Source organism: Sphingobium sp. AntQ-1 (assembly GCF_028538045.1).
In the GTDB taxonomy this organism is placed as follows: domain Bacteria; phylum Pseudomonadota; class Alphaproteobacteria; order Sphingomonadales; family Sphingomonadaceae; genus Sphingobium; species Sphingobium cupriresistens.
In genome coordinates this window covers 511588-537393 of record NZ_CP117159.1, presented here as the reverse complement: position 1 = coordinate 537393, position 25806 = coordinate 511588, and the positions used below count along the sequence as shown (strand labels likewise).

General features: G+C 62.4%; 29 protein-coding genes. 23 read left to right on the top strand and 6 right to left on the bottom strand.

The genetic code is table 11. The features are described 5' to 3' along the window. Positions 1-342: 342 nt before the first annotated feature. From cueR to sphantq_RS21365, 3 genes are all read right to left on the bottom strand, one after another. Positions 343-729, bottom strand: coding sequence for a Cu(I)-responsive transcriptional regulator (gene cueR / locus sphantq_RS21375; protein ID WP_024018159.1), 387 nt, complete (start codon positions 727-729; stop codon positions 343-345). Continuing rightward, positions 726-3095, bottom strand: coding sequence for a heavy metal translocating P-type ATPase (locus sphantq_RS21370; RefSeq protein ID WP_037529499.1), 2370 nt, complete (start codon positions 3093-3095; stop codon positions 726-728). The genes cueR and sphantq_RS21370 overlap by 4 nt, the downstream gene beginning before the upstream one ends. Before the next feature lie 100 nt (positions 3096-3195). After that, entirely contained in the window at positions 3196-4110 is a 915-nt protein-coding gene (locus sphantq_RS21365) for an NAD(P)/FAD-dependent oxidoreductase (RefSeq protein WP_024018161.1), read from the bottom strand. A gap of 285 nt (positions 4111-4395) precedes the next feature. Between sphantq_RS21365 and sphantq_RS21360 the strand changes: the two genes are divergently transcribed. Both sphantq_RS21360 and sphantq_RS21355 read left to right on the top strand, forming a co-directional pair. Beyond that, a complete protein-coding gene (locus tag sphantq_RS21360) occupies positions 4396-4668 on the top strand; it encodes a flagellar biosynthetic protein FliQ (protein WP_088181985.1) in 273 nt (90 codons plus the stop codon). Positions 4669-4780: 112 nt separating this feature from the next. Further along, entirely contained in the window at positions 4781-6064 is a 1284-nt protein-coding gene (locus sphantq_RS21355) for a hypothetical protein (RefSeq protein WP_024018163.1), read from the top strand. Between the two features lie 11 nt (positions 6065-6075). Here the strand turns inward: sphantq_RS21355 and copD are convergent, their stop codons facing one another. Beyond that, positions 6076-6960 (bottom strand): copper homeostasis membrane protein CopD, encoded by an 885-nt coding sequence (gene copD / locus sphantq_RS21350; RefSeq protein ID WP_272800331.1) that lies wholly within the window; start codon positions 6958-6960, stop codon positions 6076-6078. A 54-nt stretch (positions 6961-7014) separates the two neighbouring features. Further along, positions 7015-7395, bottom strand: a complete 381-nt coding sequence (gene copC, locus sphantq_RS21345; protein ID WP_031308579.1) for a copper homeostasis periplasmic binding protein CopC — start codon at positions 7393-7395, stop codon at positions 7015-7017. 228 nt (positions 7396-7623) lie between these two features. On the opposite strand from copC, the gene sphantq_RS21340 reads away from it, so the two are divergent. From sphantq_RS21340 to sphantq_RS21310, 7 genes are all read left to right on the top strand, one after another. Continuing rightward, the gene (locus tag sphantq_RS21340) at positions 7624-8220 is read left to right on the top strand and encodes a c-type cytochrome (protein WP_031308581.1); all 597 of its coding nucleotides are present in this window, start codon (positions 7624-7626) and stop codon (positions 8218-8220) included. A 113-nt stretch (positions 8221-8333) separates the two neighbouring features. After that, complete coding sequence (locus tag sphantq_RS21335; RefSeq protein WP_024018167.1) at positions 8334-8615, top strand: hypothetical protein; 282 nt, start codon at positions 8334-8336, stop codon at positions 8613-8615. Continuing rightward, positions 8612-9049, top strand: a complete 438-nt coding sequence (locus sphantq_RS21330) for a periplasmic heavy metal sensor (protein ID WP_024018168.1) — start codon at positions 8612-8614, stop codon at positions 9047-9049. The genes sphantq_RS21335 and sphantq_RS21330 overlap by 4 nt, the downstream gene beginning before the upstream one ends. After that, entirely contained in the window at positions 9046-9615 is a 570-nt protein-coding gene (locus sphantq_RS21325; protein ID WP_024018169.1) for an RNA polymerase sigma factor, read from the top strand. Before sphantq_RS21330 ends, sphantq_RS21325 begins: the two co-directional genes overlap by 4 nt. A 95-nt stretch (positions 9616-9710) precedes the next feature. After that, positions 9711-11663 carry a copper resistance system multicopper oxidase gene (locus sphantq_RS21320; protein ID WP_024018170.1) on the top strand — a complete coding sequence of 651 codons (1953 nt, stop codon included), beginning with the start codon at positions 9711-9713 and terminating at the stop codon, positions 11661-11663. Beyond that, the gene (locus sphantq_RS21315) at positions 11660-12883 is read left to right on the top strand and encodes a copper resistance protein B (protein ID WP_031308582.1); all 1224 of its coding nucleotides are present in this window, start codon (positions 11660-11662) and stop codon (positions 12881-12883) included. Before sphantq_RS21320 ends, sphantq_RS21315 begins: the two co-directional genes overlap by 4 nt. Positions 12884-13249: 366 nt before the next feature. Continuing rightward, positions 13250-13693, top strand: coding sequence for a DUF411 domain-containing protein (locus sphantq_RS21310; protein WP_024018174.1), 444 nt, complete (start codon positions 13250-13252; stop codon positions 13691-13693). 73 nt (positions 13694-13766) lie between these two features. On the opposite strand, the gene sphantq_RS21305 is transcribed toward sphantq_RS21310, so the two are convergent. Further along, the gene (locus tag sphantq_RS21305) at positions 13767-14426 is read right to left on the bottom strand and encodes a class I SAM-dependent methyltransferase (protein WP_024018175.1); all 660 of its coding nucleotides are present in this window, start codon (positions 14424-14426) and stop codon (positions 13767-13769) included. Positions 14427-14519: 93 nt separating this feature from the next. On the opposite strand from sphantq_RS21305, the gene sphantq_RS21300 reads away from it, so the two are divergent. The 14 genes from sphantq_RS21300 to sphantq_RS21235 all read left to right on the top strand — a co-directional run bounded on the left by sphantq_RS21300 (position 14520) and on the right by sphantq_RS21235 (position 25805). After that, on the top strand, positions 14520-15242 hold the full coding sequence (locus sphantq_RS21300; RefSeq protein ID WP_024018176.1) for an AraC family transcriptional regulator: 723 nt from the start codon (positions 14520-14522) through the stop codon (positions 15240-15242). Between the two features lie 98 nt (positions 15243-15340). Further along, positions 15341-15607: a hypothetical protein gene (locus sphantq_RS21295; protein ID WP_024018177.1), complete on the top strand. Its 267-nt coding sequence runs from the start codon at positions 15341-15343 to the stop codon at positions 15605-15607. 65 nt (positions 15608-15672) lie between these two features. Further along, positions 15673-15936: a DUF2933 domain-containing protein gene (locus sphantq_RS21290; RefSeq protein WP_024018178.1), complete on the top strand. Its 264-nt coding sequence runs from the start codon at positions 15673-15675 to the stop codon at positions 15934-15936. Continuing rightward, complete coding sequence (locus sphantq_RS21285) at positions 15933-16607, top strand: methyltransferase family protein (RefSeq protein ID WP_024018179.1); 675 nt, start codon at positions 15933-15935, stop codon at positions 16605-16607. The genes sphantq_RS21290 and sphantq_RS21285 overlap by 4 nt, the downstream gene beginning before the upstream one ends. A gap of 162 nt (positions 16608-16769) precedes the next feature. Further along, the gene (locus sphantq_RS21280; RefSeq protein ID WP_024018180.1) at positions 16770-17519 is read left to right on the top strand and encodes a Bax inhibitor-1/YccA family protein; all 750 of its coding nucleotides are present in this window, start codon (positions 16770-16772) and stop codon (positions 17517-17519) included. 102 nt (positions 17520-17621) lie between these two features. Beyond that, positions 17622-20030, top strand: coding sequence for a heavy metal translocating P-type ATPase (locus tag sphantq_RS21275; RefSeq protein ID WP_024018181.1), 2409 nt, complete (start codon positions 17622-17624; stop codon positions 20028-20030). A 78-nt stretch (positions 20031-20108) separates the two neighbouring features. Then, the gene (gene ppk2, locus sphantq_RS21270) at positions 20109-20876 is read left to right on the top strand and encodes a polyphosphate kinase 2 (RefSeq protein ID WP_024018182.1); all 768 of its coding nucleotides are present in this window, start codon (positions 20109-20111) and stop codon (positions 20874-20876) included. A 197-nt stretch (positions 20877-21073) separates the two neighbouring features. Beyond that, entirely contained in the window at positions 21074-22327 is a 1254-nt protein-coding gene (locus tag sphantq_RS21265) for a hypothetical protein (RefSeq protein WP_024018183.1), read from the top strand. 171 nt (positions 22328-22498) lie between these two features. Further along, positions 22499-23917, top strand: a complete 1419-nt coding sequence (gene atpD, locus sphantq_RS21260) for a F0F1 ATP synthase subunit beta (protein WP_024018184.1) — start codon at positions 22499-22501, stop codon at positions 23915-23917. Next, positions 23914-24324: a F0F1 ATP synthase subunit epsilon gene (locus sphantq_RS21255; RefSeq protein WP_024018185.1), complete on the top strand. Its 411-nt coding sequence runs from the start codon at positions 23914-23916 to the stop codon at positions 24322-24324. Before atpD ends, sphantq_RS21255 begins: the two co-directional genes overlap by 4 nt. Continuing rightward, entirely contained in the window at positions 24321-24602 is a 282-nt protein-coding gene (locus tag sphantq_RS21250; RefSeq protein ID WP_024018186.1) for an AtpZ/AtpI family protein, read from the top strand. The genes sphantq_RS21255 and sphantq_RS21250 overlap by 4 nt, the downstream gene beginning before the upstream one ends. Further along, positions 24599-24865 (top strand): N-ATPase subunit AtpR, encoded by a 267-nt coding sequence (locus sphantq_RS21245; protein WP_024018187.1) that lies wholly within the window; start codon positions 24599-24601, stop codon positions 24863-24865. Before sphantq_RS21250 ends, sphantq_RS21245 begins: the two co-directional genes overlap by 4 nt. Next, positions 24862-25566, top strand: coding sequence for a F0F1 ATP synthase subunit A (locus sphantq_RS21240; protein ID WP_024018188.1), 705 nt, complete (start codon positions 24862-24864; stop codon positions 25564-25566). Before sphantq_RS21245 ends, sphantq_RS21240 begins: the two co-directional genes overlap by 4 nt. Next, positions 25563-25805, top strand: a complete 243-nt coding sequence (locus sphantq_RS21235; protein ID WP_010405656.1) for a F0F1 ATP synthase subunit C — start codon at positions 25563-25565, stop codon at positions 25803-25805. The genes sphantq_RS21240 and sphantq_RS21235 overlap by 4 nt, the downstream gene beginning before the upstream one ends. Position 25806: the final 1 nt, after the last annotated feature.

The window sequence follows — 25806 nt, the reverse complement described above, 5'->3', positions numbered from 1 at the left end:
CGATGTCGCCACCATAATTCCGCCGGCGAGCGCAAGCGGCGTCAACCGTCATCGTCGAGATCTGGCCCGCGCCCGCGCCCGCGCCCGGCTCTGCTGCCATGTCGGCCATCGGACCCGGAACCTGCTGAGCATGGGAGCGGCCATCTTTTCGGGCGTGACACTCTGCCCGTGGGGGGCCAGCGCGCGCATCGTGCCGATGACGTGCTTCAGCCACACACCCACGAGCCACAGGTCAACGCGATGTACCGTTGCGTACCGACAGCTTCGACAGTGCTTACGACACTCAAATGGGGAGCGACCTGAGGTGCGTCATCGAGGACAAGGCCGAGCCGCCAGATAGGCTCAGGACGCCAGACGCGTGAGTATAGGGCATTCGGGCCGCTCGTCCCCATGGCAGGCATTCGCAAGGTCGAGCAGTGCTTCGCGCATGGCATTGAGTGCATCCGCCTTCCGACCCAGGTCTCCCGCGCGCGATTCCGCCAGAGCCTTGACCTCCGCGCTCGCGCGCTCGCGGTCGGACCAGAGATCAAGCAGCACGCGGATTTCCCCAATGGGAAAGCCGAGATCGCGGGCGTTGGCGATGAAACGCAGGAGGTGCACGTCGGCTTGCGAATAGTCGCGATACCCGCTGTCACGTCGCGGCGGCGACGGGATAAGCCCGATCTTCTCATAATGGCGGATCATGCGCTGCGACACAGCGCTCGCATCGGAGGCCGCGCCGATGTTCACAGCGTCACCCGATTGAGACGCAGCGCGTTGGTGACGACGCTGACGGATGACAGGGCCATCGCCGCAGCGGCGATGACAGGCGACAGAAGGATGCCGAACACCGGATAGAGCAGCCCGGCGGCGATGGGGACGCCAGCGGCATTGTAGATGAAGGCGAAGAACAGGTTCTGGCGTATGTTGGCCATCGTTGCCTCGCTCAGGCGCCGCGCCCGCACGATGCCGTTGAGATCACCCTTGAGCAGTGTGATCCCGGCGCTTTCGATGGCGACATCGGTGCCCGAACCCATGGCGATGCCGACGTCCGCCGCCGCGAGAGCGGGCGCGTCGTTCACCCCATCGCCAGCCATGGCAACGACATGGCCTTCGCGCTGCAGCCGCAGGACGACAGCGCTCTTCTGATCGGGCAGCACCTCGGCTTCAACCGCATCGATGCCTAGTTTCCGGGCCACCGCCTCGGCGGTTGTCCGGTTGTCGCCCGTCAACATGACGACGCTCACGCCCTCTTTTCGCAAGGCGGCCAGCGCCTCCGCTGTGGTTGCCTTGATCGAGTCCGCAATGGCGAGAATTCCGGCGACCCGGCCATCAACGGCCGCGAAAATCGCCGTCGCTCCGTCCGCCCGCAGCTCATTGGCGCGTGCAGCCGCGGCTGACACATCGATGCCATTCTCTTTGAGATAAACGGCGCCGCCCAGAAAGATCCGCTTGCCGTCCACGGTCCCGACCGCGCCCTTTCCGGTAGGCGAGTCAAAGTCGGAAACCTCGGGAACGTCGATGTCACGATCCTTCGCGGCCGCGACGATCGCGAGCGCCAGCGGATGCTCCGACGCCCGCTCGACGCCCGCCGCCAGGCGAAGAAGATCGTGCTCCGAAAAGCCGTCCATCGCCACGATATTCGTGACCGATGGGCGCCCTTCTGTCAGCGTGCCGGTTTTGTCGACGACGATCGTGTCGACCTTTTCCATGCGCTCCAGCGCCTCGGCATTCTTGATCAGGACACCGAGGCCGGCCCCCCGTCCGATCCCGACCATGATCGACATCGGCGTCGCGAGACCCAGCGCGCAGGGACAAGCGATGATCAGCACCGCGACCGCGGCCACGAGGCCATGCGCCAGTCGCGGTTCTGGACCCCATATTCCCCAGATCGCAAAGGAGAGCAGTGCGACGGCAAGCACTGCCGGCACGAACCAGCCCGCAACCTTGTCGGCCATGCGCTGGATCGGCGCGCGCGAACGCTGCGCATCTGCCACCATCTGGACGATCCGCGCCAGCATCGTATCCCGGCCAACCTTGTCCGCGCGTATGACGAGCGATCCTGTTTGGTTTATCGTGCCCGCCACTACATGGGCATCGACCGTCTTCGTCACCGGCATCGACTCGCCAGTCACCATGGACTCGTCGATCGAAGAGCGGCCGTCCTCGACAATCGCATCCACAGGCACCTTTTCGCCGGGGCGGACGCGCAACCTGTCGCCGACCACGATCAGGTCAATCGCGACTTCCTCGTCGTGACCATCCGGCAGGATCCGGCGGGCAGTCTTGGGTGCCAGATTGAGCAGGGCCTTGATCGCGCCCGATGTCCGCTCTCGCGCGCGCAGCTCGAGAACCTGCCCAAGGAGCACGAGGACGGTGATGACCGCGGCGGCCTCGAAATAGATGGCGACCGTGCCATCCATCATGCGGAATGCCGCCGGGAATATTCCGGGGGCAAGCGTGGCCACCACGCTATAGGCCCAGGCGACACCGGTTCCCATCGCGATCAGCGTGAACATGTTCAGGTTTCGCGTCCGAATGGACGCCCAACCGCGCTCGAAAAACGGCCAACCGGCCCAAAGCACGACGGGGGTCGCCAAAGCGAGCTGAACCCACCCTGATATTCGCTCGGGGACGAGTTGATGAAGCGCGGGGAAAAGGTGTCCGCCCATTTCGAGTAGGAATATGGGCACCGTCAGCGCCAGGGCGATCCAGAAGCGCCGTGACATATCGACGAGTTCAGGGCTCGGGCCTGATTCCGCCGTTATGAGCTCGGGCTCGAGTGCCATGCCGCAGATCGGGCAAGGACCGGCACGATCTTTTCGGATCTCCGGGTGCATCGGACAAGTCCAAATCGTGCCAGGTTCTGCGGCCGTGGGCGTGTCGCCCCCGCTCGACAGATATCGTTCCGGCTCGGCGACGAACTTCGCCCGACATCCGGCACTGCAGAAGTGAAACTCCTGGTCGCCGTGTGAGGCATGGTGCGCGGTCGCGCCGGGATCGACCATCATGCCGCAGACAGGATCCTTCGCTGTCGTCGGACCTTGCGGCTCGCGGTGCTTTCCAGCGCAACAGTTATGCGCACCAGATGTGTTCGCGGAAATAGGATCGGTCATGGCTCGTCTCCTTGTCGACGCTAAACAATCTGGGGTCTGACATCGTGTCAGGGTCAAGGCCCCGGTTCAAATATTCTGTCCGCCAGACGCTGGAGCCTGATTATTCGAGCAAGAGATTGTGGATCGCGGTCGCTGCCTTGGCCGCCTGACCCGCCGCGACGGCAATCTGGTCCAACCCTTCGACGACGTCGCCGGCAGCGAACAGGCCGCTGATCGATGTTCGCTGGTGGTCGTCGACGATGATGCAACCCGACGCGCTCAACGAAGCACCGGCTACCCGCGCGAGCTCTGATCTTCCGGAACTTCCGAGCGCGACATAGAGCGTATCGAAGCTGAGCGATTGGCCATCGGACAGGCGCACGAGAACATCATCATCGTTTATCGATAATGTTTGTATGGCGGCACGTTCGACCGCAATTCCGCCGTCCGCAAGATCAGCTTGGTCGGCAAGAGAAAGCTGCACGGATTCTTCAGTGAGCAGGGTAACGGTTTCGCTGTAGCGCCGCACGAAGATCGCCTCGGCCGCTCCATGCTCCGAGCAGCCCAGGACTGCCACGCGCTTGCCGCGCACCTCGTACGCATCACAAATTGGGCAGTAGCGGATGAGGCCGCGCGAAACGCCTCTGTCATGTGCAGCTTGGGCGAGGTTGGGTCGGTGGTTTGCAACGCCCGGCGCAAGCAACACCGTCCGCGCCTCGAGGGTGCGGGAACTCATGCCCACGGCAAAGCCTGTCTTGGACTGCATGATACCGAGGGCCACGTCACTGACCAATTCCGCACCGTAGCCGACAGCGTGCTGACGCATACGCGACAACAACTCCTCACCAGATATCCCTTCCGGGAAGCCGATGAGATTATGCGTCGTGGGAATGCTGGCGGCACGTCCGGCCCCGGCGTCGATAACCAACGTGGCACGCAGAAATCGACCCAGGTAGGTGGCAGCTGTCAGGCCTGCGGGGCCTCCGCCAATGATAATGCAGTCGTACATGCGCACCTCGCCGACGGTGATCCTCATTTCTATTACGCGCGCTCGCCCATCTTCCCTCGCATGCCCTTCGATGTTTTGAAGAAATTGCTGGCCGGGGCGAGGGGTGCGCGCCGCCGGTGCGTAAGTCAGTAGTAGCCCGTCGAGAGACTCGATGGGCCATTCGGGAGCCCACGGGTCGCAGCGTGGAGCGGGGCGAGCGTCCAAGGGAAGACCTGATCGAACCAACGATCATCCGCTTGGCCGTTCGTCCCGCGATGGGCGGAACTGTTGGCTCCTTGGCACTTGCGAGCGCAAGTGCAGGGGGAGGTATAAATGGAGACCTACAGTCCTTTTTCTGTGTCGATGGGACGTGCGCTTTGGGTCATGGCCATGGTAGCGGGACCGCCTTTGATCATCATGGGTGTCGTGGGGCTGGTCATCTCGATTATTCAAGCCGCGACGTCGATCAACGAGCAAACGGTCAGCTTCGTGCCTAAATTGCTCGCGCTGCTGCTATTCCTGGTCCTCTTTGGTGCCGCGATGGGAGCATTGCTTGTCGATTATACGCGCGACCTCCTCATCCACATTCCAGACGACATCCAGTGAACAGCGAGGCAATCGACTTCCGCATGGCGTGGCAGGGATCAGGAATCTGGCCTGCCGTCGACCACAATGCTAGCCTCTCGAGCTCATCGAGTAATCGACAAAGGGGGACGGTTTGGCGGATTTTGAATTGCTGGCACGGCAACTCATTCAGCGATGGAAGGAAGATCCGAACGCGACCTATCAGAGCTGGTTTTTGTGGGACGAGCGGATCAAGAATTTCCGCTCCATCCGCCGCGGTCTGGCCCAGGTGGTCGCCGAGATCGAGACGGGACGATTTGGCGTCGCTTATCGCGGCTCGTCGCTGGAAACCGTGGTTCATTCGGTCGCGGAACAACGGCAGATCTTCAAGGGGGCAGATCATGCCTTTTTGTGGAAGCCAAAGCTGCGGATACCGGACATTTATGAGAACGCGGCGCATCAGCGCGCCTTTGGCCGGTTGCTGGATCACTGCGCGTGCTGCGATACGGCGGAAGAAATTATTTCCGGCATCCATACGATCGACCGGCTGAACATTAAGGGGCTCGGGCCAGCGGTCGCCAATCTCCTGTATTTTCTGCATCCGACGCTGGTGCCGCCGTTCAACACGGCGATCGTTAACGGGTACAACAAGCTCACGGGCGGAAAGGTCAAGCTGGGGAGTTGGCCGCATTTCCTGGCAATGCGGTCGGAGGTTCTCGATCTCAATGAACAATTCCGGGATCTGCTGTCCAACGATCTTGGCGCCATTGGCGGTCTATTGTTCGACATCGGCTCAGGCCGATATCCGGCCCCGCCCCGCGGTGAGGAGGATCAAAGCGCTAGCGGCTGGACAGCTCGTCTCGAGCAAGCCCGGGCAGAAGCGCAGAACCTCAATAAGGCTGTTCAGAAGCAGGGCGAAAGCGATCGCACCCATTCGGAAATTCAAGCCTGGCTCCGCGATATCGGTCGGGCGCTTGGCTATGATGTCTGGATAGCGGCCAATGATCGCGGCCGTCTTCATAACGGGATACGCCTTGGGGAGGGGTGCCTTGAAAGCTTGCCAGCTTCCATTTCCACCTCGACCGGCGGCGACGCCATCCGCCTGATCGATGTGTTGTGGCTCGAACAGGGCGGTGATCGTGTTGCGGCGGCTTTCGAGGTGGAGCACTCGACTTCGATCTATTCCGGCATAGTGCGCATGCTCGACCTGGCCCTGAGCGGGAGCGCACTACACGCAACCGCTGGGCTGTTCCTCGTCGCCCCGGACGCCCGAGAAGCCGACGTGCGGGCGCAACTGGCGCGCCCCGCCTTCAGCCGTGTCGCCGATCTCGAGATCGCCTATCTTCCCTATGGCGAGCTGGAGCGGCACAAGGAGGCAATTTCGCGGTTCGGATCAGGGCTGAAGGCGATCAAGGCCATAGCCCGCACACTGCCCTAAAAATCTCTCACTCACATTCCCGATGCTGGTGGCGCAAGCAGCCCAAGCCACGCGACCAGCGCGAGGATCGCGATTGCGCAACTGCTTTCGATCAGGAGGCTCCGGCGTAATGCTCCGACTGCGGCTGCGCCCTCTCCGCGCTCCAACGCAGCCGCGAGCGCCGGCGTCAGAAAAAAGCGGTTCGCCGCGGCCAGGAGGAGCATCGCACCGAAAAGCAGCAACTTGCCTAGAAGCAGGATGCCATAGAGGGTGGTGAAAAGTGCGCCGAGTTTCGATGGCCCAATCAATATCCAACTATTTACGAGGCCCGAGACAATCAGCAGGCCGACGACAATCGAGCCAACTCTTGCAAATCCGTCCAATGCCCGGTGGGAAAGATGGATATGCTCGGCCGCCATGCGCGTAGCGGACCGGAAGATCAGGAGACAGAGGCCACATAGCGCCCCTATCCAGGTCCCGGCCGCCAGCAGATGGGTGATGTCTGCGGCCAGGTGGAGCCAGCCAAGTGCGCCTTCATCGGCGGCTCCATGGCCGGTCCACGCCAGCGTAGAAAGTGCCACGGCGGCCGTGATCGAGAGCGAAGCCAATGCGAAGGTCGGCCGCTGCCATCCCACGATCGAGAAATACAACACTAACAGGAGAGCGGCGATACGCAGCTGCCAAACGGTGCCGATCGTCGTGCCCGAGATTACCAGGCTGACCGTCGCGCGGTCGACCTCGCCGATGGCGACTCCGCCCATCGATGCGGCCAATACCATGACGCCCAGGATCGACAATCCGATGCCGACCAGAGCGATGGTGGCGAGAACGGGACGGAAGCGCAGGACCGAGCCGGATTGCCGCTCGGCCCCGGGCAGCGTGTAGAGCCCGAACATCGGCAGCCCAAACAGGAGCATGAGATCAAGATATAGCCCCAGCCTGACGGCGGTCGCTACCGTGTCTGGCACCCCTTACTTGACCTTGAACGTGTAGCTGCCCTGGACGCGATGCGTGTCGGTGGACACGATGTGATAGTCGACCTTGTACGTCCCGGCAGACAGCGGCTTGGCGAAGGTCGCAACAAGCGTCTTGCCATCGGGGGCGAGGGCAACCTTGACGCCATTCATCTTCATCGGCCCCATCTTCATGCCGGGCATTTCGGTCATGGTCAGGTCGATGCCGGAAAATTGAGCAACGAGCGCCTCGGAAAAAACGAGCTGAACTTTTGTAGGGGCGGTGACCACCGCGTCGGCGGCGGGCATCGCAGTCGCCAGCCTGGGGTGTGCCTGAGCGGCCGTGGCTACGATTGCAGAGGCGGCCAGCGCAACCGCAAAAACTGTCTTACGAAACATCGATTTCTCCATGCGCGGCGGTACTGCCGACAATTCGAATTACGCACGGCCGCCCGTGACCCCTCAACGATGCCGCCACAATTCTTAGGCGAGCGCCGCACCCGACCTTCTGAGTTCGGTGAACGAGGATGATTTTCATAGGCCATGAGGGGTCGAGGCGCCCCGCGCGTATGATCAAGTGGACGGCTTGGACACACCGGTCGCCCGAGATTTTGTGGGGAGGATGCAATGGCAGATCCGCGGATGACAGGCATAAGGCGGCATTTGCCGAGCGGCCCCTTTCTTGCGATCGCGGCACTCGCCGTCGCTGCGGTCGGCGGTGTGGTGGTGTATGTCGGTGCATATGACATCGGCGCCGACTCGCCGCATAGCCGGCCTATCTACTGGATGATCGAGCAATTCCGGGATCGTTCTGTCGCTGTGCGCGCACGTAATGTCGTCGTCCCTGGCAATCTGATGGATGTAAAGCGCCTAGAGAGCGGCGCGGGGCTCTACACGGAGATGTGCAGTGGCTGTCATCTAGGGCCGGGCCTCGAGAAGACAGAGATCAGCCAGGGCCTGTATCCACGAGCCCCAGAGCTATTCCGGGAGCCACAAAGGTCGGCCAAGGAGCAGTTCTGGATGATCAAACATGGCGTCAAGCTCACGGCCATGCCGGCGTGGGGGAAAACGCACAGCGACGATTTGATTTGGGATATGGTGGCTTTTGTTCGTCAGCTACCGAAGATGTCGGCTGCGCAATATCAGGCCGCTGTCGCCAGCGCGCCGGAAGATCATGATGCGATGATGAAAGACATGCCAGGTATGGCGAAGACGGCGCCTTGAATGGGTACTTGCGTCGGTCAGCGCGAGATATCGCGTCGCGTGCTGCCGGGTGACCAGGCATTGGGTAGCGTCGTCAGGCGCCAACGGGTGAGATCGAATGATGGGAATAGACGATGAACATTGACCTTGACGGGCTTTTGAGCCGCTTGCGCACCGACGCCGTTCACCCAGGGCTTTCCGGTCTGGAGGAGGCTGTGTTCAGGCGCATTGCGGCGCGTCCGCAAGTTTCCACCGCGCAGCAGCTGACCCTTGGCATGGTGGCGGCGTTCGGCGCTGTATTGCTCGGCGTCGCCAGCAATGGTCTTGCAACGCCGGCCGAAGCGTCCGTGACATTATCTCCATTTGGGCCGTCCAATCCGCTTGCGCCATCGACGCTGTTGGTGGGATCGCGATGAAGGCCAAGCTGCTTTTGCTGGTCGCAGTGGTGGCCTTTATCGCGGCGGTCGCTGGCGTCTTTCTGGGCCGGTATTTCTTTCCGCAACCGGTGGCTGCGGGTGTCGAACTGCATGAGGTGTTGCACGGAAAACTTGATCTGGACGCTCGTCAAAAGAGCCAGATCGATCTTCTTGAACAGCGTTTTGCTGTCCGCCGGCGGGCACTCGAACTTGAATTGCGGGCCGACAACGCACGGCTTGCAGATGCCATTGAAGCCGAGCACGGCAACGGTCCGCGGGTAACAGCCGCTGTCGATCAATCACACCAGGCAATGGGCGAACTTCAGAAAGAGACGCTTGGCCACATCTTCGCCATGCGCCAGATCCTGCGCCCGGATCAGGCCAGGACGTTCGATCAGGCGGTGGTTCATGCGCTCACCGACGACGTACGGTGAGTCTGGATCTCAAGGCGTGTTCGGACGGTGAACTCGCGGCGTTGACCTTGGGTGGTCGCCAGGCGGCGTTCGCCGAGATTATGCATCGCCATCAGACACCGATTTTCCGTCTGGTTCGCGGTCTCGTGGTCAACGCGGACGAGGCGCTTGATCTGACGCAGGATTGCTTTGTCTCCGCCTTCGGCCATTTGCAGAAATATGATGGCGATCGCCCGCTGCGCGCCTGGCTGTCGCGCATCGCGATCAACAAATGCCGAGATTGGCGTCGCCGGCAGAAAGTGCGGCGATTGTTCACTTTCGGAGCGGGTCCAACAGAGCAGGAGCGCGAAGCGGTCCCGGACGATAGCCCCTCTGCCCATGAAACGGTCTCGGGAAGGATGGAGCTCGCACGCCTCAATGCGGCGATCGCACAGCTTTCGGCTCCGTTGCGCGAGGTACTCTTGCTGAGGACGGTAGAGGGAATGACCCAGGCGGAAACTGCGGCCGCGCTTGCGATCAGTGGCAAGGCTGTCGAGACGCGCCTGTACAGGGCTCGAAGCCGGCTCGCGGAAATATTGGCGGATTGATGAGGGGTCCGCCCAGGTCGTGCGTAAGCCTCAGAGAGTATGGTGCATAAGGCGTTCGCTGAGCCTTGCGCCTGATTTTGAACAAGGGAGACGACATGAGCCCGGTATTGACCCGCCGCGATTTAATCCGGGGAGCCTCGCTTGCTGGCGGTGGCTTGGCATTGTCCGCGTGGATGCCGGCATGGGCGCAGCCCGTATCAACCGGCATCGCGACGCCGCTCCCGACGGTTTCCGGCAATGACATCGAGCTTAAAATTGCTCAGCAGATGATGACGATCGACGGTCGGAAAATGCGGGCCATTGGCGTCAACGGCACAGTTCCGGCGCCGTTGATCCGGCTGCGCGAGGGACAGACTGTTCGCCTGCATGTGACCAACGATCTCGATGAGGATAGCTCGATACACTGGCATGGCGTGCTGGTGCCGCCGCAATTCGATGGCGTGCCGGGTATATCCTTCCCGGGCATTCGGCCCAAAACCACTTTTGTCTATGAATTTCCGATCATCCAGAACGGCACCTATTGGTATCATAGCCATTCGGGCCTTCAGGAGCAGCTGGGGCATTATGGTCCGATCGTGATCGACCCTGCCGGTGTTGACCCGGTGAAATATGACCGCGAGCATGTCATCGTGCTGGCCGATCACAGCGCCATTTCGCCAGAAGCGATCTTTCGGGCGATGAAAGTGGACCCCGGGCATTTCAACTTCCAGCGCCAGACGCTTGCCGGTCTGCTGTCCAAGCGCGACCAGGCTCTGAAGGATCGCCTCGATTGGGGCAAGATGCGGATGGATCCAACCGATATTTCCGACGCGACGGGTTCGGCTTATACCTACATCGTCAATGGCTACGGGCCTCGAGACAATTGGACCGCTCTGTTCACGCCGGGCGAACGCGTTCGGCTGCGCTTCATCAACGCCTCGGCGATGACGACCTTCAATGTGCGGATACCGGGCCTCCCGCTGACGGTGGTGCAGGCTGACGGCCAGAATGTGCGGCCCGTGATGGTCGAAGAATTCCAGATCGGAGTGGCTGAAACCTACGACGTGATCGTTACTCCGCCCGATGATCGCGCCTACACGCTGGTCGGTGAGGCCATCGACCGTTCAGGCATGGCGCGGGCCACGCTCGCGCCGCGTGCTGGGATGACGGCCGAAGTGCCGCCGCTGCGTGAACGGCCGCTCGCCACGATGAAAGACATGGGCATGGACATGTCATCGATGCCGGGCATGGAAGGCATGGACATGTCCGGAGGCGGCATGTCGCCGATGCGGGGCGTCGACCCGACTGCGGAGAAAAATGCCTCGGCGAAGCTGACGGTGGCTGGTGCCGGGGCCATGGCCATGGGCGCGGCTCCTGGCGGGACCGCCATGGCGGGCATGGATCATTCCAATATGGCGGGCATGGCGGCAGGCGGGGGTGCGATGGCCGGCATGGATCACAGCGCCATGGCGGGGCAGCCGGGCATGGATATGGGCTCCATGGAAATGGGGCCGATGAACATGCGTGACTTTTCAAAAGCGCCGCAGGTCAAAAAGTCACCGGGCGTGCAGACGATCTCGCCTATGCCGATGGACCGCACCGGAGAGCCCGGTCAGGGTCTCGAGAATGTCGGCCACAAGGTTCTCGTCTACAAGGATCTCATGGCGCTGGAGCGCAATCCTGACGTGCGTGCTCCGGACCGCAGTCTCGATATCCATCTCACCGGCAACATGGAGCGGTTCATGTGGTCGTTCGACGGCGAGAAGATGTCGGATGTGCATGACCCGATCCCCTTCATCGAGGGTGAGAGGGTTCGGATCAATCTGATCAACGACAGCATGATGGGTCATCCGATCCATATCCACGGCCACTTTTTTGAACTGGTCACGGGTCATGGCGATCATGCGCCGCGCAAGCACACGGTCATCGTGCAGCCGGGCGGGAAGGTCACATGGGATTTTACCGCTGATGCGGTCGGCGACTGGGCGTTCCACTGCCATCTTCTCTACCACATGCACGCCGGGATGATGCGCGTCGTCAGTGTGCGGCCGAAGGGAGACGCAGCATGAAGCGCGTTTTGACGACACTGCTCGGCGGGTCGGCGATGTTGCTCGCCATTCCGGTAACCGCGCAAGCCCAGTCGATGCAGGGCATGGATCATTCCAGCATGCCCGGTATGGCGATGCCCGCGAAAAAACCGGCTTCCCCCAAGCCTGCCAAAAAGCCTGCGGCAAAGAAGCCGGCTCCTAAAAGGGCCGCGCCGGTCAGAGTGGCCCCGGCAAAGCCCGCGGCTCGCCAGGATATGGAAGGCATGGATCATTCGACCATGCCTGGAATGGCGATGCCTCAGCCGGGACCAGCAGCCGCGGCAACGGCGCCGACTATGGACCATGGCGCGATGCCGGGCATGGATATGGGCAACAGCGGTTCTACACCGATGGCTGGCAGCATGCCCGGCATGAATATGTCCGGGGATCATGGTGGCCACGATATGGCTGCCATGCCGGGCATGGAAATGACCGGAACCGCACTCCCGGCCGGAAATGCCCCTGCGCCAAAGCCTCCCATGGACCACTACGCCGATCGGCAGTTCCCGCCCGCTGCGATGACACAGTCGCGAATGGCTATGATGCACGAGCAGGGGGGGCAAGCCTTCTATCAAATCATGTTCAATATCGCGGAGTATCAGGTTCGCAATGGGCGTGACGGCTACCGCTGGGATGGAGAGGCTTGGTATGGCGGGGACGTCAATCGGTTGACGCTGAAGAGCGAGGGCGAGGGTGTCCTTGGCGGTCCTGGCGGATCGTTCATGGAGACCGCCGAGGTCCAGGCGCTCTACAGCCGGGCGATCGATCCGTATTGGAACCTCCAAGCTGGCGTTCGATACGATTTCAAGCCCAATCCGTCCCGAACATACGCTACTGTCGGGGTGGAGGGCCTCGCACCCTATTGGTTTGAAACCGAAGCGGCTCTATTCCTTTCCAACAAGGGTGAAGTTCTCGGTCGTGTTGAGGGTTATTATGACCAGCGCATCACGCAGCGAATCATTCTGCAGCCCCGAATTGAACTGAATCTCTCCGCGCAGGACGTGCCTGAGACACGGATTGGGTCTGGAATCTCCAACGCCGAGTTCGGATTGCGCCTGCGCTATGAGATCCGACGGCAGTTTGCGCCTTACATTGGCGTATCCTACGATCGAAAACTGGGCAAAACTGCCGACTATGCAAGGGCTGATGGTGAACGCATTAAGGCGACCAGCTTCGTCATTGGTGTGAGGACCTGGTTTTGAGCGTTGTCAGTGGAGTCAACGAAGGGGACGTAACATGATGAAAACGTGGATGCGAGCCTCGCGGTGCAGACGATAGTCGGCAGCACGGCCATGTATCTTGTCATGTTCTTCGTGGACGACAGGCTCGGCAGCTCTACAACAATCTGAACATGTTCTGCATGTCCCAGAGATGGTTGCGCTGAGAAAGGTCGCCAGGCGCCGTATGTTGGCCCAGAGGGATAAAGCTGCGCTGTGCAATGAGTTTATTCGGTCCCAGAGACAGGAAATTGACCAGGTGAAGGCGCTTCTTGCCCGCAATATAGTGTCGCAAGAGTGGTGCTATCGGCTCGACCGGCAACGCGCCTGCATGAAATCGAAGGAGCTACCATGATCAGCATCCGTACCCTCGCCGCCGCTTTGGCACTTGCCGTTCCGGTCGCAGCGATGGCGGCGAACCCGATTGTGGTTCACCGCGATCCTGGCTGCGGTTGCTGTGAGAAATGGGCGGCGCAGGTACGCGCGCAGTTCGGCCGGCAGGTGCAGATCATCGACGATGCCGGCCGCGCCGGCTTGAGCAGGCGTGCCGGCGTGCCCTCAGACCTGGCTTCTTGTCATACCGCCACCATCGACGGGATGACCTTTGAGGGCCATGTTCCGATCTCCGACATGAAGCGCGTGCTGGCCCAGCATCCCAAAGGCGTCACCGGGCTCGCCGTTGCGGGGATGCCGATGGGATCGCCGGGCATGGAGATGGCAGGCATGAAGGGCCAGCCTTACGATGTCATCGCCTTTGGCCCCGAAGGGCGTCGCGTCTTTGCGCACCACAGTTGATCGCAGGCATCGACGCTTCGCTGATTCCGAAGCCATCGCCGGGTGGGTGTTGGTCTCGTCTTGCCGCCCGGTGTCAGAACGGCTTGCGCCCGGTATAGAGCGAGATCGAGCCGGTCGGCGTCTGGACGACGCGAACTTCGGCGACATTTTCGAAGCCGGCGTCGGCGATGAGCTCCGGCAGGATGCCCTTTGCGTTGAGCCCGGTGCGCTCCCAGCCGTCGAGCGCCTGCACCTGACGAAACAGCGTTCGCATCAACAAGGTACGCTGAAGTCCGTAATCGGCAATCGCCACGAGGCCACCTGGGCAAAGCGTTCGTGCCATGGCCCGAAGGATGGCCGATTTCACCGGCAGGTCGCATTGATGCAGCACGAGGCTCGACACGATCTTGTTGGCGATCGTGCCGACCAGGACGTCGACCTGGTCGCCGAAACCTCGAACCCACTCGCTTTCTACGCCGGCCGTTTGTGCCTTTTGCCGCGCCAGCGCGAGAGCGGCAGGATCCGGATCGACCCCGATCACGCGTGCCGTGGGGACAGCCTGTTTGATCGCGATCAGCTGCGAGCCCGTGCCGGCGCCCACATCGACGATGACATCGCCCGCCTCGGGTGCAATCGACTCGAGCAATGCGCTGCGCCACCGACGCTCGCGGGTCATGACCGCAATCACCCGGTCATAGTCGCCCGTCAGGCCAGACAGCCCGAGTGCGGGGACGAAGGTTGGACTGTCATTCACCGTTATGCCTCCATGTGCTTCATGGCGATCGCAGCACCCCGAGTCTTGAACCTTTCGCTTGCATCTTCAGTTTCGCGACGGGAGTAAGCTCCGATGCCAAGCTATGGCGATTTGTGGACCGGCCATGTCCGCCTGGGCGACGGATGGGCGTGGTTCGAGGGTCGTTGCGGCGACACCCGACCCCATCGCCATCTCGCCGCGCAGATGATCGTCGGACTGTCCGAGCCGATCCATGTCGAGACGATCGCAGGTTCGTTGACTGGACCTGCCGTGCTGGTGCGCGCAGGCGCGCTTCACGCGGTTCGTCCCACCGCGACGCATGCGAGGGTGATCTATGCGCGATCCTTCAGCCCGCTGGGTATTGCCTGGTCCAGGCTTGGGGACGGTAAGGACGCGGCGTCGCCACCGGCAGCGCTATCCGAGCAGTTGCGCAGCTCCGATGACCTCGCTGGAACGCTTTACGAGCTTGCAGCGGCCTGCCCGACACCGCCGATCGACGCGCGCCTTTGCGAGGCATTGCGGCGCCTGAAGGACGCACGAGTGGACATAGCCGATCTAGGTGAAATCGCGCGCGCTGTCGGACTCTCTGAACCGCGGTTGCGTGCGCTTGCCGCGGAGCAGTTGGGCGCACCGCTCTCACACTGGCGGCTATGGTTCATGCTCGAGCAGGGCCTGCGATCACTTGGCGCGGGCGCGCCCCTTGTGGCAGCCGCAGCGGATGCGGGGTTCAGCGACCAGGCGCATCTCTCTCGTACGATGCGGCGGTTCATGGGCGTCACACCAAGGACCGCGGCATTGGCGATGGCCTCCCGCTGACGGCAGCATCGACCAGGGTCGAGCGACCGAGCCTTGGGTGGAATACGTATAGTGGCTGTCTTCGATCCGGCCCAAATTTGGGGGGAAAGGAAGCCGTCATGACCGATGCAAGCAAGCTCAGTGTGATACGATGTGCCGCGAGCAGCGCTGCCGCTCTTTCCACTGTCTTCGTGCTTTGCTGGCTCGCGGCGACTTTGTTCGGTCCGATCGGGTCACACATGTTCGTGACGATGTTCACGACAGCTCCGCCGGGATCGTTCGTCGCGCTTGGGGCGGGGTTGTGCTGGTCGATCGTCTTCGGCGCAGCCGTGGGAGGTCTCTTCGCCGCATTCCACAATTGGATCGGTCATTGGCAGCGTCCCTAGGACGGCGCAGCGCAAGTGAGCAATCAGCAATTTTTAACGAGTTCTATATTCAAGGAAACGTGATCATGGAACGGCAACGACCGGCACATACTGGGAAAAAGAATTTCCTGACGTCGCGCGCGGGCATCGTGATGATAGGCTTTCTTGCGCTCGGTTTCGTGCTGCTGTTCACGGAGCATCGCGCGCATGTACTTGGCGCGCTGCCCTTTCTGCTGCTGCTGTCGTGTCCCCTGATGCACCTCTTCATGCATCACGGACATGGGCATGGTCACGATGGAACACCGCAGCCGGGGGCCGGTCGTTCGCCCCGGGAGGGTCAGGGCCAGTGACGGGCCATGCGCAAGCCTATGGTCTGTGGGGCCTCGTCGTCGTCAATGCAGCGGTCTTCATCCTGTTCGCCTACAGTTTCTTCAAGCCGCGAACCACTCGGGACTGGCGATCGTTCAGCGCGTTCAGCGCCTTCCTGGTTGCGCTGTTCGTGGAAATGTACGGCTTCCCATTGACTCTCTATGTCCTGTCCGGGTGGCTGCAGAGCCATTATCCCAATATCGACTGGTTCTCGCATGATGCCGGGCATCTGCTCGAGATGCTCTTCGGCTGGCGGGCGAACCCGCATGCCGGGCCATTCCATATCATGAGCTTTATCCTGATCGGCGGCGGGTTCATCTTGATCTCGACGGGTTGGAAGGCGCTGTACGACGCGCAGAAGGTCCACGAGCTCGCGACCCAGGGGATCTATTCCTATGTGCGGCACCCGCAATATATCGGGTTCATTCTGGTGATGTTCGGGTTCCTGCTGCAGTGGCCGACGATCCTGACGCTTGCGATGTTTCCGGTCCTCGTCGTCATGTATTTGCGGTTGGCGCGGACCGAGGAGCGTGAGGCTCTCGCCGAATTTGATGATGCCTATCGGCGCTACGCAAAGACCGTTCCACCGTTCGTGCCCCACCTCGCGCGCCTGCTCGGGGCGAAGCGTGACGCAGGAGCGGATCAGCGATGAATTCCCTGCCAGCCGGACCGGCGCAAATCCCAGGGGAACCGCTCAGCCGTCCGCCCGGCATCGGGGCGTGGCGTATAGGCCGGCGCGGCTGCACGTACGTGCCGGTCGCCTCGCCGAAATGACTGAAGCTTGAAACCGCGACACCGAGAAGGAGCACTGGCCATGGCAGATCCGCTGAAACCGACCACATCGCCGCTTACCGCTGGCAGGAATCCGGCAATCCCCGCGGTCGCCTTTGATGTGGGACTGCGAACATATATGCTCGCAGTCTACAACTACATGGCCAGCGGTCTGTTGTTGACCGGGATCGTCGCGATGTTGGTTGCGAACAGCGCCGCCATACGCGCCGTGTTTTTCGCCGCGAGCGGCACTCCGACGCTGCTCGGATGGATAGCGGTCTTCGCACCGCTCGCCCTGGTCTTTACGCTAAGCTTCGGTATCAATCGGCTGTCCGAGAGCACCGTCAAGGCACTGTTCTGGACCTATGCGATCCTGATGGGCGTATCGCTGTCGACCATCCTCCTCGCCTATACCGGCGTGAGTGTCGCGCGCACATTCTTCGTTACGGCCGCAGCCTTCGGAGGTTTGAGCCTGTGGGGCTATACAACCAAGAGGAACCTGTCGGCGTTCGGGACCTTCCTGATCATGGGCGTCGTCGGCCTGCTCATCGCCATGGTCGTCAACATGTTCCTGCGGTCGTCCACTTTGGATCTCATCGTCAGCGCGATCGGCGTGCTTCTGTTTGCGGGCCTGACTGCCTTCGACACGCAAAAGATCAAGAGCGTCTACTTCGATGTGGCCGGTACCGAGTTTCGCGGTAAGGCGGTCGTGATGGGAGCGCTGACGCTCTATCTCGACTTCCTCAACCTGTTCCTGTTCCTGCTGCGCTTCATGGGTGATCGGCGGCAATAGGTCAGCCGGGATGACCGGCCGACACGCGCAGGCCTTGGCGGCGGGCGCATCTATGGCTGCCGACACGTCGGCGGCGGCTTGCCTCGATTTCGGAGACCTGCCTTGAAGACGTCCACCTTCGATCTGCGTGGATCATTCGAATCGCTCGACCATCTCGGCGTCGAAAAGCAGTTGCTGCGGGTTCCCGGCGTGACGCAGGTCTCCGCGAACGCCGCCTCCGACAGCGTCACCGTCAGCTTTGATGAAGCGCGCACCAGCGAAACCGCGATAGAGGAGCAGATCGCGGCATGCGGTTTCCATTGCGGCGGCCGGCTCGTCCCGCGGCACGTGTGCGTGATCGGAAGCACAACCCAGTCCTCTGTCTTGCCCGACGCGACGCATCCTCCCGATCATCGTTCCGATGGTGTCGCCGCAAGATCGGTTGCTCCCGATCGCAAGCCGGTGACGGCCGAACACGACGCCATGGCGCACGAGATGGGCCATGGCGACGGCAAGGACATGGCGGCTATGGCGCGCGACATGCGCAACAGGTTTATCGTCAGCCTCGTTTTTGGCCTGCCGATCTTTGCGCTGTCGCCAATGGGTCTGGACCATCCCCTTCTGAAACCGATGTTCGGACTCAGTCTCGACCTGACCCTGTTCCTGCTTGCCAGCGCCGCGATCCTCTATCCGGTCTGGCCCTTCGTGGTCGCCGCGATCCGCGCGCTTCGGAACGGTGTGCTGAATATGGCGGTGCTCGTCCTGTTGAGCGTCGGCACCGGTTATCTGTTCAGCGTGGCGTCGACATTCCTGTTCAAGGGCCAGCAATTTTACGAGGCTTCCGCGGTCCTGCTCATCTTCATTCTGCTCGGCCATTGGCTGGAGATGCGCGCTCGCGCCGGCGCGTCCCAGGCAATCCGCGCGCTCATGGATCTGGCGCCGCCCATGGCGACCGTGCAGCGCGACGGAAAGGACGTCGAAGTGCCGACCGCCGAGGTGCTGGCCGGCGATGTTGTGCTGATCCGGCCGGGCAACAAGATTCCCGTCGACGGCGAAATCCTCGAAGGCAAATCTGAGGTCGATGAGTCGATGCTCACGGGCGAATCGATGCCGGTGTCGAAGGCGGCCGGCGACACCGTGATCGGCGCGACGATCAACCGCAGCGGTAGCTTCCGCTATCGCGCGACCAAGGTTGGCGCCGACACCGCGCTCGCCCAGATCGTCAAGCTCGTCCAGGAAGCGCAGAACTCGAAGGCGCCGGCACAGCTGCTCGCCGACCGGGCATCGCAGTGGCTGGTGCTCGCGGCAATTCTGATCGGTCTCGCGACGTTCGCCATCTGGTACTGGATTCTGGGTGGGACATTGCTGTTTGCGCTGACCATGACGATAACCGTTTTCGTGATCGCCTGCCCGGACGCCCTTGGCCTTGCCACGCCAATGGCGATAATGGTCGGTACCGGCCTTGGCGCGATGAACGGCATCCTGTTCAAGAATGCCAGCGCGCTCGAGGATGCGACCAAGCTTGACGTCATCGTGTTCGACAAGACGGGGACCCTCACCATGGGCCGGCCCAATGTTGTCGAAGTAGTGACAGCGGAAGGCATCACCCGGGACGAGGTGCTTCGCATCGCCGGTGCGATCGAGCGCAACTCCGACCACCCGCTTGCGCTGGCGGTCCTCGAAGGTGCATCCGGTATCACCCTTCCCGAGACGCGCGATTTTGCCAATATAGAGGGGAAGGGCGCCAGCGCCCAGGTCGAGGGCGCAACCGTGGTGCTTGGCAACCGGCGTCTCATGGATGAAGGAAAAGTAGCGCTGGGAGCCCTCGAGGAACCTGGCGAGCGCCTGAAAGGGGCGGGGCGCACCGTTGTCCATGTTGCGCGCGGCGGCGAGATTCTCGGGTTGATCGCCATAGCGGATGCGGCGCGGCCAACCGCGAAGGCGACCGTCGCGGCGCTTCGGGAGCGCGGCGTCAAGGTCGCGATGATTACCGGCGACAACGCCGGCACGGCCAAGCGAATCGCCGATGAGCTTGGCATCGACATCGTCCTTGCCGATGTGCTTCCCGGTCAAAAGGCGGAGAAGGTCAAGGAGCTGCAGGCCCAGGGCCAGCGTGTCGGCATGGTCGGTGACGGGGTCAACGATGCCCCCGCGCTTACCCAGGCCGACGTAGGATTTGCGATCGGGGCGGGCACCGACGTCGCGATGGAAAGCGCCGATGTCGTCCTGATGAAGAGCGACCCCTATGATATTGTCGGTGCCATAGCGCTCTCACGCGCCACGCTTCGCAAGATGCACCAGAATCTGTGGTGGGCAGTCGGCTACAATGTGATCGCCTTTCCACTCGCGGCGGGTGTGCTCTATCCGGTGCTGCTGAGCCCCGAGGTCGCTGCGCTGGCTATGTCGGGCAGCTCCGCACTCGTCGCGGTCAACGCGCTGCTGCTGAAGCGGACCCGGCTGGCGGGTATCAGTCGGGGCGGCATGAGTCGGGCCTCAGCGGTGGAGCACAATGCCGTTGGTGCCGCTGTTTGAGACCGGCCCACGAGTGCGACCCCGGCCCTCGCGGCCCGCTATCTTGGTGTGCATGATTGCCGACAGGAGAAAGAACCGGTGGTGAAGGCGAAGAACGAACCCCGTTACGCCGAGCAGTTGCGCGCGCTCCAGATCGGGCTCACCGCCCTGCAGCGGGGAATCATCGAGGATGGCCGCAAGGTGCTGGTCATCGTCGAAGGGCGCGACGCAGCCGGCAAAGACGGCACGATAAAGCGTGTCGTCGAGCATCTGAGCCCGCGCGAAACCCGGGTGGTGGCACTCGGCCCCCCATCGGATCACGATCGCGGGTCGTGGTATTTCCAGCGCTGGGTCCCTCATCTGCCGGCTACCGGCGAGATCGTCCTGTTCAATCGTAGCTGGTACAATCGCGCCGGCGTGGAGCGCGTGATGGGCTTTTGCACCGACAAGGAATATGAGGAGTTTCTGACGACCGTCCCAATGTTCGAGCAGTTGCTCGAACATTGCGGGGTCACGCTGGTAAAATATTATCTCGATATCTCGAGGGCGGAACAGAAGAAACGCCTGACCGCCCGACGCGAGGATCCGCTCAAACAGTGGAAGATCAGCCCGATCGACGACCAGGCGAACAAGCGCTGGAAGGCCTACAGCAAGGCGCGCGATGCAATGCTCGCCCGCACGCACAGCATCGCGGCACCCTGGACGGTGGTTCGCGGGGACGACAAGCACCAGGCACGCCTCGCGCTGATCAGGGATCTGCTGACCCGGCTGGGAGAAACGGATTCTGATCGCTATGGCCACCCTGATCCCAACACCGCCTTCCTTTATGACGATGCCGCCCGAGAACAGGGGCTGATCGCGCCGTGAGCGAGCCTCTTGCGTCATCACGCGGCGGGCGAAGTCGTTGCCGCTCACGTGAAATGAAATTTGCATGAGCCAAAGAAGGATCAGGCTATGTTCTGGGTCCAGTTTCTATTCCAGGGAAGCTCGATAGCGTGCCGAGCCTAGAGGAAGCCCGAGTCTCAGACCTCCAGAACGGACGTTCGGAATGCGTTTGCGTAACCTTGGATCGCGCCGCCCTGAGCGACGCACTCGTCCGGGAGACGGGCGATCTGGCAATGCGAGCGTCATATCTGGAAACGCGTCCGCATCTATTCTCGGACGTCGCGGTGTTCATCAATGTGTCCCAACTCGCCGGGATGCAGCGCATCATCGCCGCGATCGAGACGGTCGCCCGCCACCCGGATTATCTGGCAGCCACCATGGCCTGGGCGCCAGTAAGTGCCCGACAGGACTTTGGTCCGCACGGCGTCTTCATGGGCTATGACTTCCATCTGAGCGAGCGCGGCCCGGCCCTGATCGAAATAAATACCAATGCAGGAGGAGCAATGTTGAATGCCGTGCTCGCGCGGGCACAACGAGTCTGCTGTCCTTCCGAGCCGACAGATTTTCTTCGCGCAGATCCGTTTGAGTCCGTGGTCGCGGCCATGTTCTCGAAGGAATGGCGCTATCAACGCGGCAGCGGCGAACCGGTCTCCATCGCCATCGTCGATGACGATCCCGTATCGCAATATCTGTTTCCCGAGTTTCTGTTGACCCGCCATTTGCTGGAGCGGGCCGGCCATAGCGTCTGCATCGCCGATCCTTCTGAATTCGCCTATGCGTCCGGCACTCTTCGCTATGGGGACCGGAATGTGGATCTCATCTACAACCGGCTCGTCGATTTCTCGCTCGATCGACCCGAGCACTCGGCATTGCGAGCGGCATATCTCGACGGCTCGGTGGTCGTAACGCCCAATCCCCATGTCCACGCGAAATTCGCCGACAAGCGCAATCTCACCCTGCTGTCCGACACCGCGCAGCTGCGGGAATGGGGTTTCGACCCGGCAATTGTCGACACGCTTGTTGCCGGGATTCCGGCAACCGAACGGGTCGACAAGGCTTCCGCCGAGCGGCTTTGGGCGGGCCGCAGGCAATTCTTCTTCAAGCCGGCCGGAGGGTATGGGAGCAAAGCGGCCTATCGTGGCGACAAGCTGACGAAATCGGTGTGGGCCGAGATCCTGGAGAGCGACTATGTCGCCCAAGCCTATGTGCGACCAAGCGAGCGGATCATCCGGCTGGATGGAGAGACGGTTAAGCGCAAGATCGACGTTCGTCTCTACACCTATGATGGGGAGCCGCTTGTTGCCGCAGCGCGACTATATCAGGGCCAAACCACCAATATGCGCACCGCCGGTGGTGGGTTCGCGCCTGTTCTGCTGATGGCCGCCGACGATTCGCCGCAGGACTGCGACAGGTGCGCCACTGGCGAGGCGTGAGCCGGACAGAACAGCGAAACTGGCGTCCTGAAAGTCGGGATACATCGGACTTCGCCAGACCGGATTGCATTAGCGATCCGGCGAAGCCGCGGCGCAGAGACGAGCATCCGTATAGTCCCGCATATCGATGCCGCCCGATCTCGCTTTAGCTCCCGTCATGAGAAGCTTGAGATGAGCAGCGCGGCACCCGACATCGATAAGGCGAGCGGACGCGTTTGCGCGATCCGCGGTCCCGTGCTCGACGTGGAATTTGCCGCCGGCTCGCTTCCGCCGGTCAACGATGCGCTGTGCATCGTAACCCCAACAGGGAAGCACATCGCCGAGGTGCAGAGCCATGTCGATGCGCGCACCGTGCGAGCGGTCGCACTCCAGACCACCAGCGGACTCGCGCGCGGCGCCCACGTCGAGGCCACGGGTGCAGCGATCATGGTCCCGGTCGGCGATGCGGTTCTGGGCCGCCTGCTCGATGCCACCGGCGTCATCGGCGACGGCGGGGCGGCGCTTCCAGTGGACGTTCCGCTTCGCCCAATCCATCGCCAACCGCCGCCACTCGATGCCCAGAGCACAGCGACGACGATGTTCGAGACCGGGATCAAGGTGATCGATCTGCTTGCGCCCCTCGCGCAGGGCGGCAAGGCGGCGATGTTCGGTGGCGCCGGGGTCGGCAAAACCGTGCTGGTGATGGAACTGATCAACGCAATGGTCGCACGTTACGAGGGCGTGTCGGTGTTTGCTGGTATCGGCGAGCGCTCGCGCGAAGGGCATGAACTGCTCACCGACATGCGCACTTCCGGCGTGATCGCGAAGACCGTGCTGGTCTTCGGACAGATGAACGAGCCGCCGGGCGCGCGCTGGCGGGTCGGTCTGACCGCGCTTACCATCGCCGAATATTTTCGCGACGAGCAGAAACGCAATGTGCTGCTGTTGATGGATAATGTCTTCCGCTTCGTCCAGGCGGGCAGCGAAGTTTCGGGGCTCTTAGGGCGGATGCCGTCGCGGGTCGGCTATCAGCCGACGCTCGCGAGCGAAGTCGCGGCGCTCCAGGAGCGGATCGCCTCGGTCGCGGGCGCATCGGTGACCGCGATCGAAGCGGTCTATGTGCCTGCGGATGATTTCACCGATCCGGCCGTGACGGCGATCTCGGCGCATCTCGACAGCAATGTGCTCCTGTCACGCACGATGGCCGCGGAGGGCATGTACCCGGCGATCGATCCGCTTGCCTCCACCTCGATCCTGCTCGATCCGCTGGTCGTGGGCGAGGACCATTATGCGCTGGCCCAAAAGGTCCGCGAGACGATCGCTCATTATCGCGAGCTGCAGGACATCATCGCGCTGCTCGGCATGGAGGAGCTGGGACAGGAGGATCGGCTGATCGTTGGCCGTGCCCGCCGACTCCAGCGCTTCCTGACGCAGCCTTTTGTCGTAACACAGGCTTTTACAGGCCAGCCCGGACGATCGGTGCCGCTCCACGCCACACTCGATGGCGTGCGCGCTATCCTCGGTGGCGAGACCGACGACTGGCACGAAAGTGCCTTCTATATGGTCGGAGACCTGGAAGAGGCGCGCGGCAAGGTGGGGCCCAAGCCATGAGGCTGCGCATCACTGATCCCACCGCGATCATGGTCGACCGGGAGGTCGCCGCAATCCGCGCCGAGGATGCGACGGGCAGCTTTGGGATCCTGAACGGTCACGCCGATTTCCTGACCGCGCTCGATATCTCGGTCGTCTCCTGGCGCGACATGGACGGGCGCGCCGGCTACTGCGCGGTGCGCAACGGCATTCTGACGGTGAGTGGCGGCAATGACGTCTCGATCGCGACGCGCGAGGCGCATGTCGGCGATGATCTCGACGAGCTCGAGACGGTAGTGCTTAGGGGTTACCGTGAGCGCGGCGATGCCGAACGCAGCGGTCGCACCGCCGCGACGCGGCTGCGCATGCGCGCGATCCGGCGCATGGTCGAGGCGCTGCAGGGCGTGCCGGCGGAGATCGGTCTATGACCCAGGATCTGCCACCCGAGCAGGAACGGCTCGTGGACGCGGTCAAACAGCGCGCTGAACGTCGACGCAGGGCGCGGGGATTGCCCTCCTTTGCGCGCAATTTCGGCCAGATCGGCGTGCTTGGCTGGCAGGTCGTCGTGCCGGCGTTAATTGCGCTCGCGATCGGCCGCTGGCTCGACCATCGGCTGTCCAGCGGTATCTTCTGGACCGCGCCGCTGCTGATCCTTGGCGTGAGCCTCGGCTGCTGGTCGGCCTGGAAGTGGATCGGGCGGCAATGACGCCCTGGGCCGTCCTCCTGTTTCTGCTGCTCGGCGCCGCTGCCGGAACAGCACATTACCTGGCTATCGCGAAGGATGCTGACCTGCTCGTCCATGGCGGATCGATTATGCTGTCGCTCGGCCTGCGGCTCGGTCGGATGCTTCTGACGCTCGGCGTGCTGCTCGTTGCCGCAAGGCAGGGCTGGGTGGACCTACTCGCGGCTGCGGCCGGGTTCATGGCGGCGCGACAGGTCGTGCTGCACCGACTGAAAGCGGTGTCGTGAAGTTCGCCTCTCCGCTCGAAAGCCATATCCTGTTCACGATCGGACCGGTTCCGATCAGCCAGCCGGTCGTCACGACATGGGGCATCATGGCGGTGCTGACGATCGGTTGTTGGCTTCTGACCCGGCGGCTCGGCCTTCGTCCCACCAGGACCCAGGCGGCGCTGGAACTGGTGGTCGAAGTGATCGCGCGCCAGATTCGCGAGACGATGGACGCTGAGCCACGGCCCTATCTGCCCCTGATCGGGACGCTCTTCATCTTCCTGCTCGTCGCAAACTGGTCATCGCTCTTGCCCGGCGTCGAACCGCCTACGGCGGCCCTCGAAACCGATGCGGCGCTGGCCTTGATCGTGTTCGGCGCGACGCTCTGGTTCGGTGTCCGGGCGCTTGGCGCGCGCGGTTATCTGCGCAGTTTCGCGCAGCCGTCGATCCTGCTCGTGCCGCTCAATCTCGTTGAGCTGTTCACCCGCAGCTTCTCCTTGATGGTGCGCCTGTTCGGCAATGTCATGAGCGGCGTGTTCATGATCGGCGTCGTGCTGAGCCTTGCCGGGTTGCTCGTACCGATCCCGCTGATGGCGCTCGAGATGCTGACCGGAGCCGTCCAGGCCTACATCTTCGGCGCGCTCGCAATGGTCTTTATCGGCAGCGCCATCAGCGAAGCGAACCCATCCCCGAAAGCGCCGAACCACGAGGTCTCTTCATGAACTGGATCCACATCGTCAGCATCCTCGGCGCGGCGTTCGCCATCGCCATCGGCGCGATCGCGCCGGCACTCGCCCAAGGCAAGGCGGTCGCCGCAGCGATGGATGCGATCGCTCGCCAGCCTGAGGCGGCGAACACCGTCTCGCGCACCCTGTTCGTGGGCCTGGCCATGATCGAGACGATGGCGATCTATTGTCTCGTGATCGCGCTGCTGCTGCTCTTCGCCAATCCCTTCGCTTGAC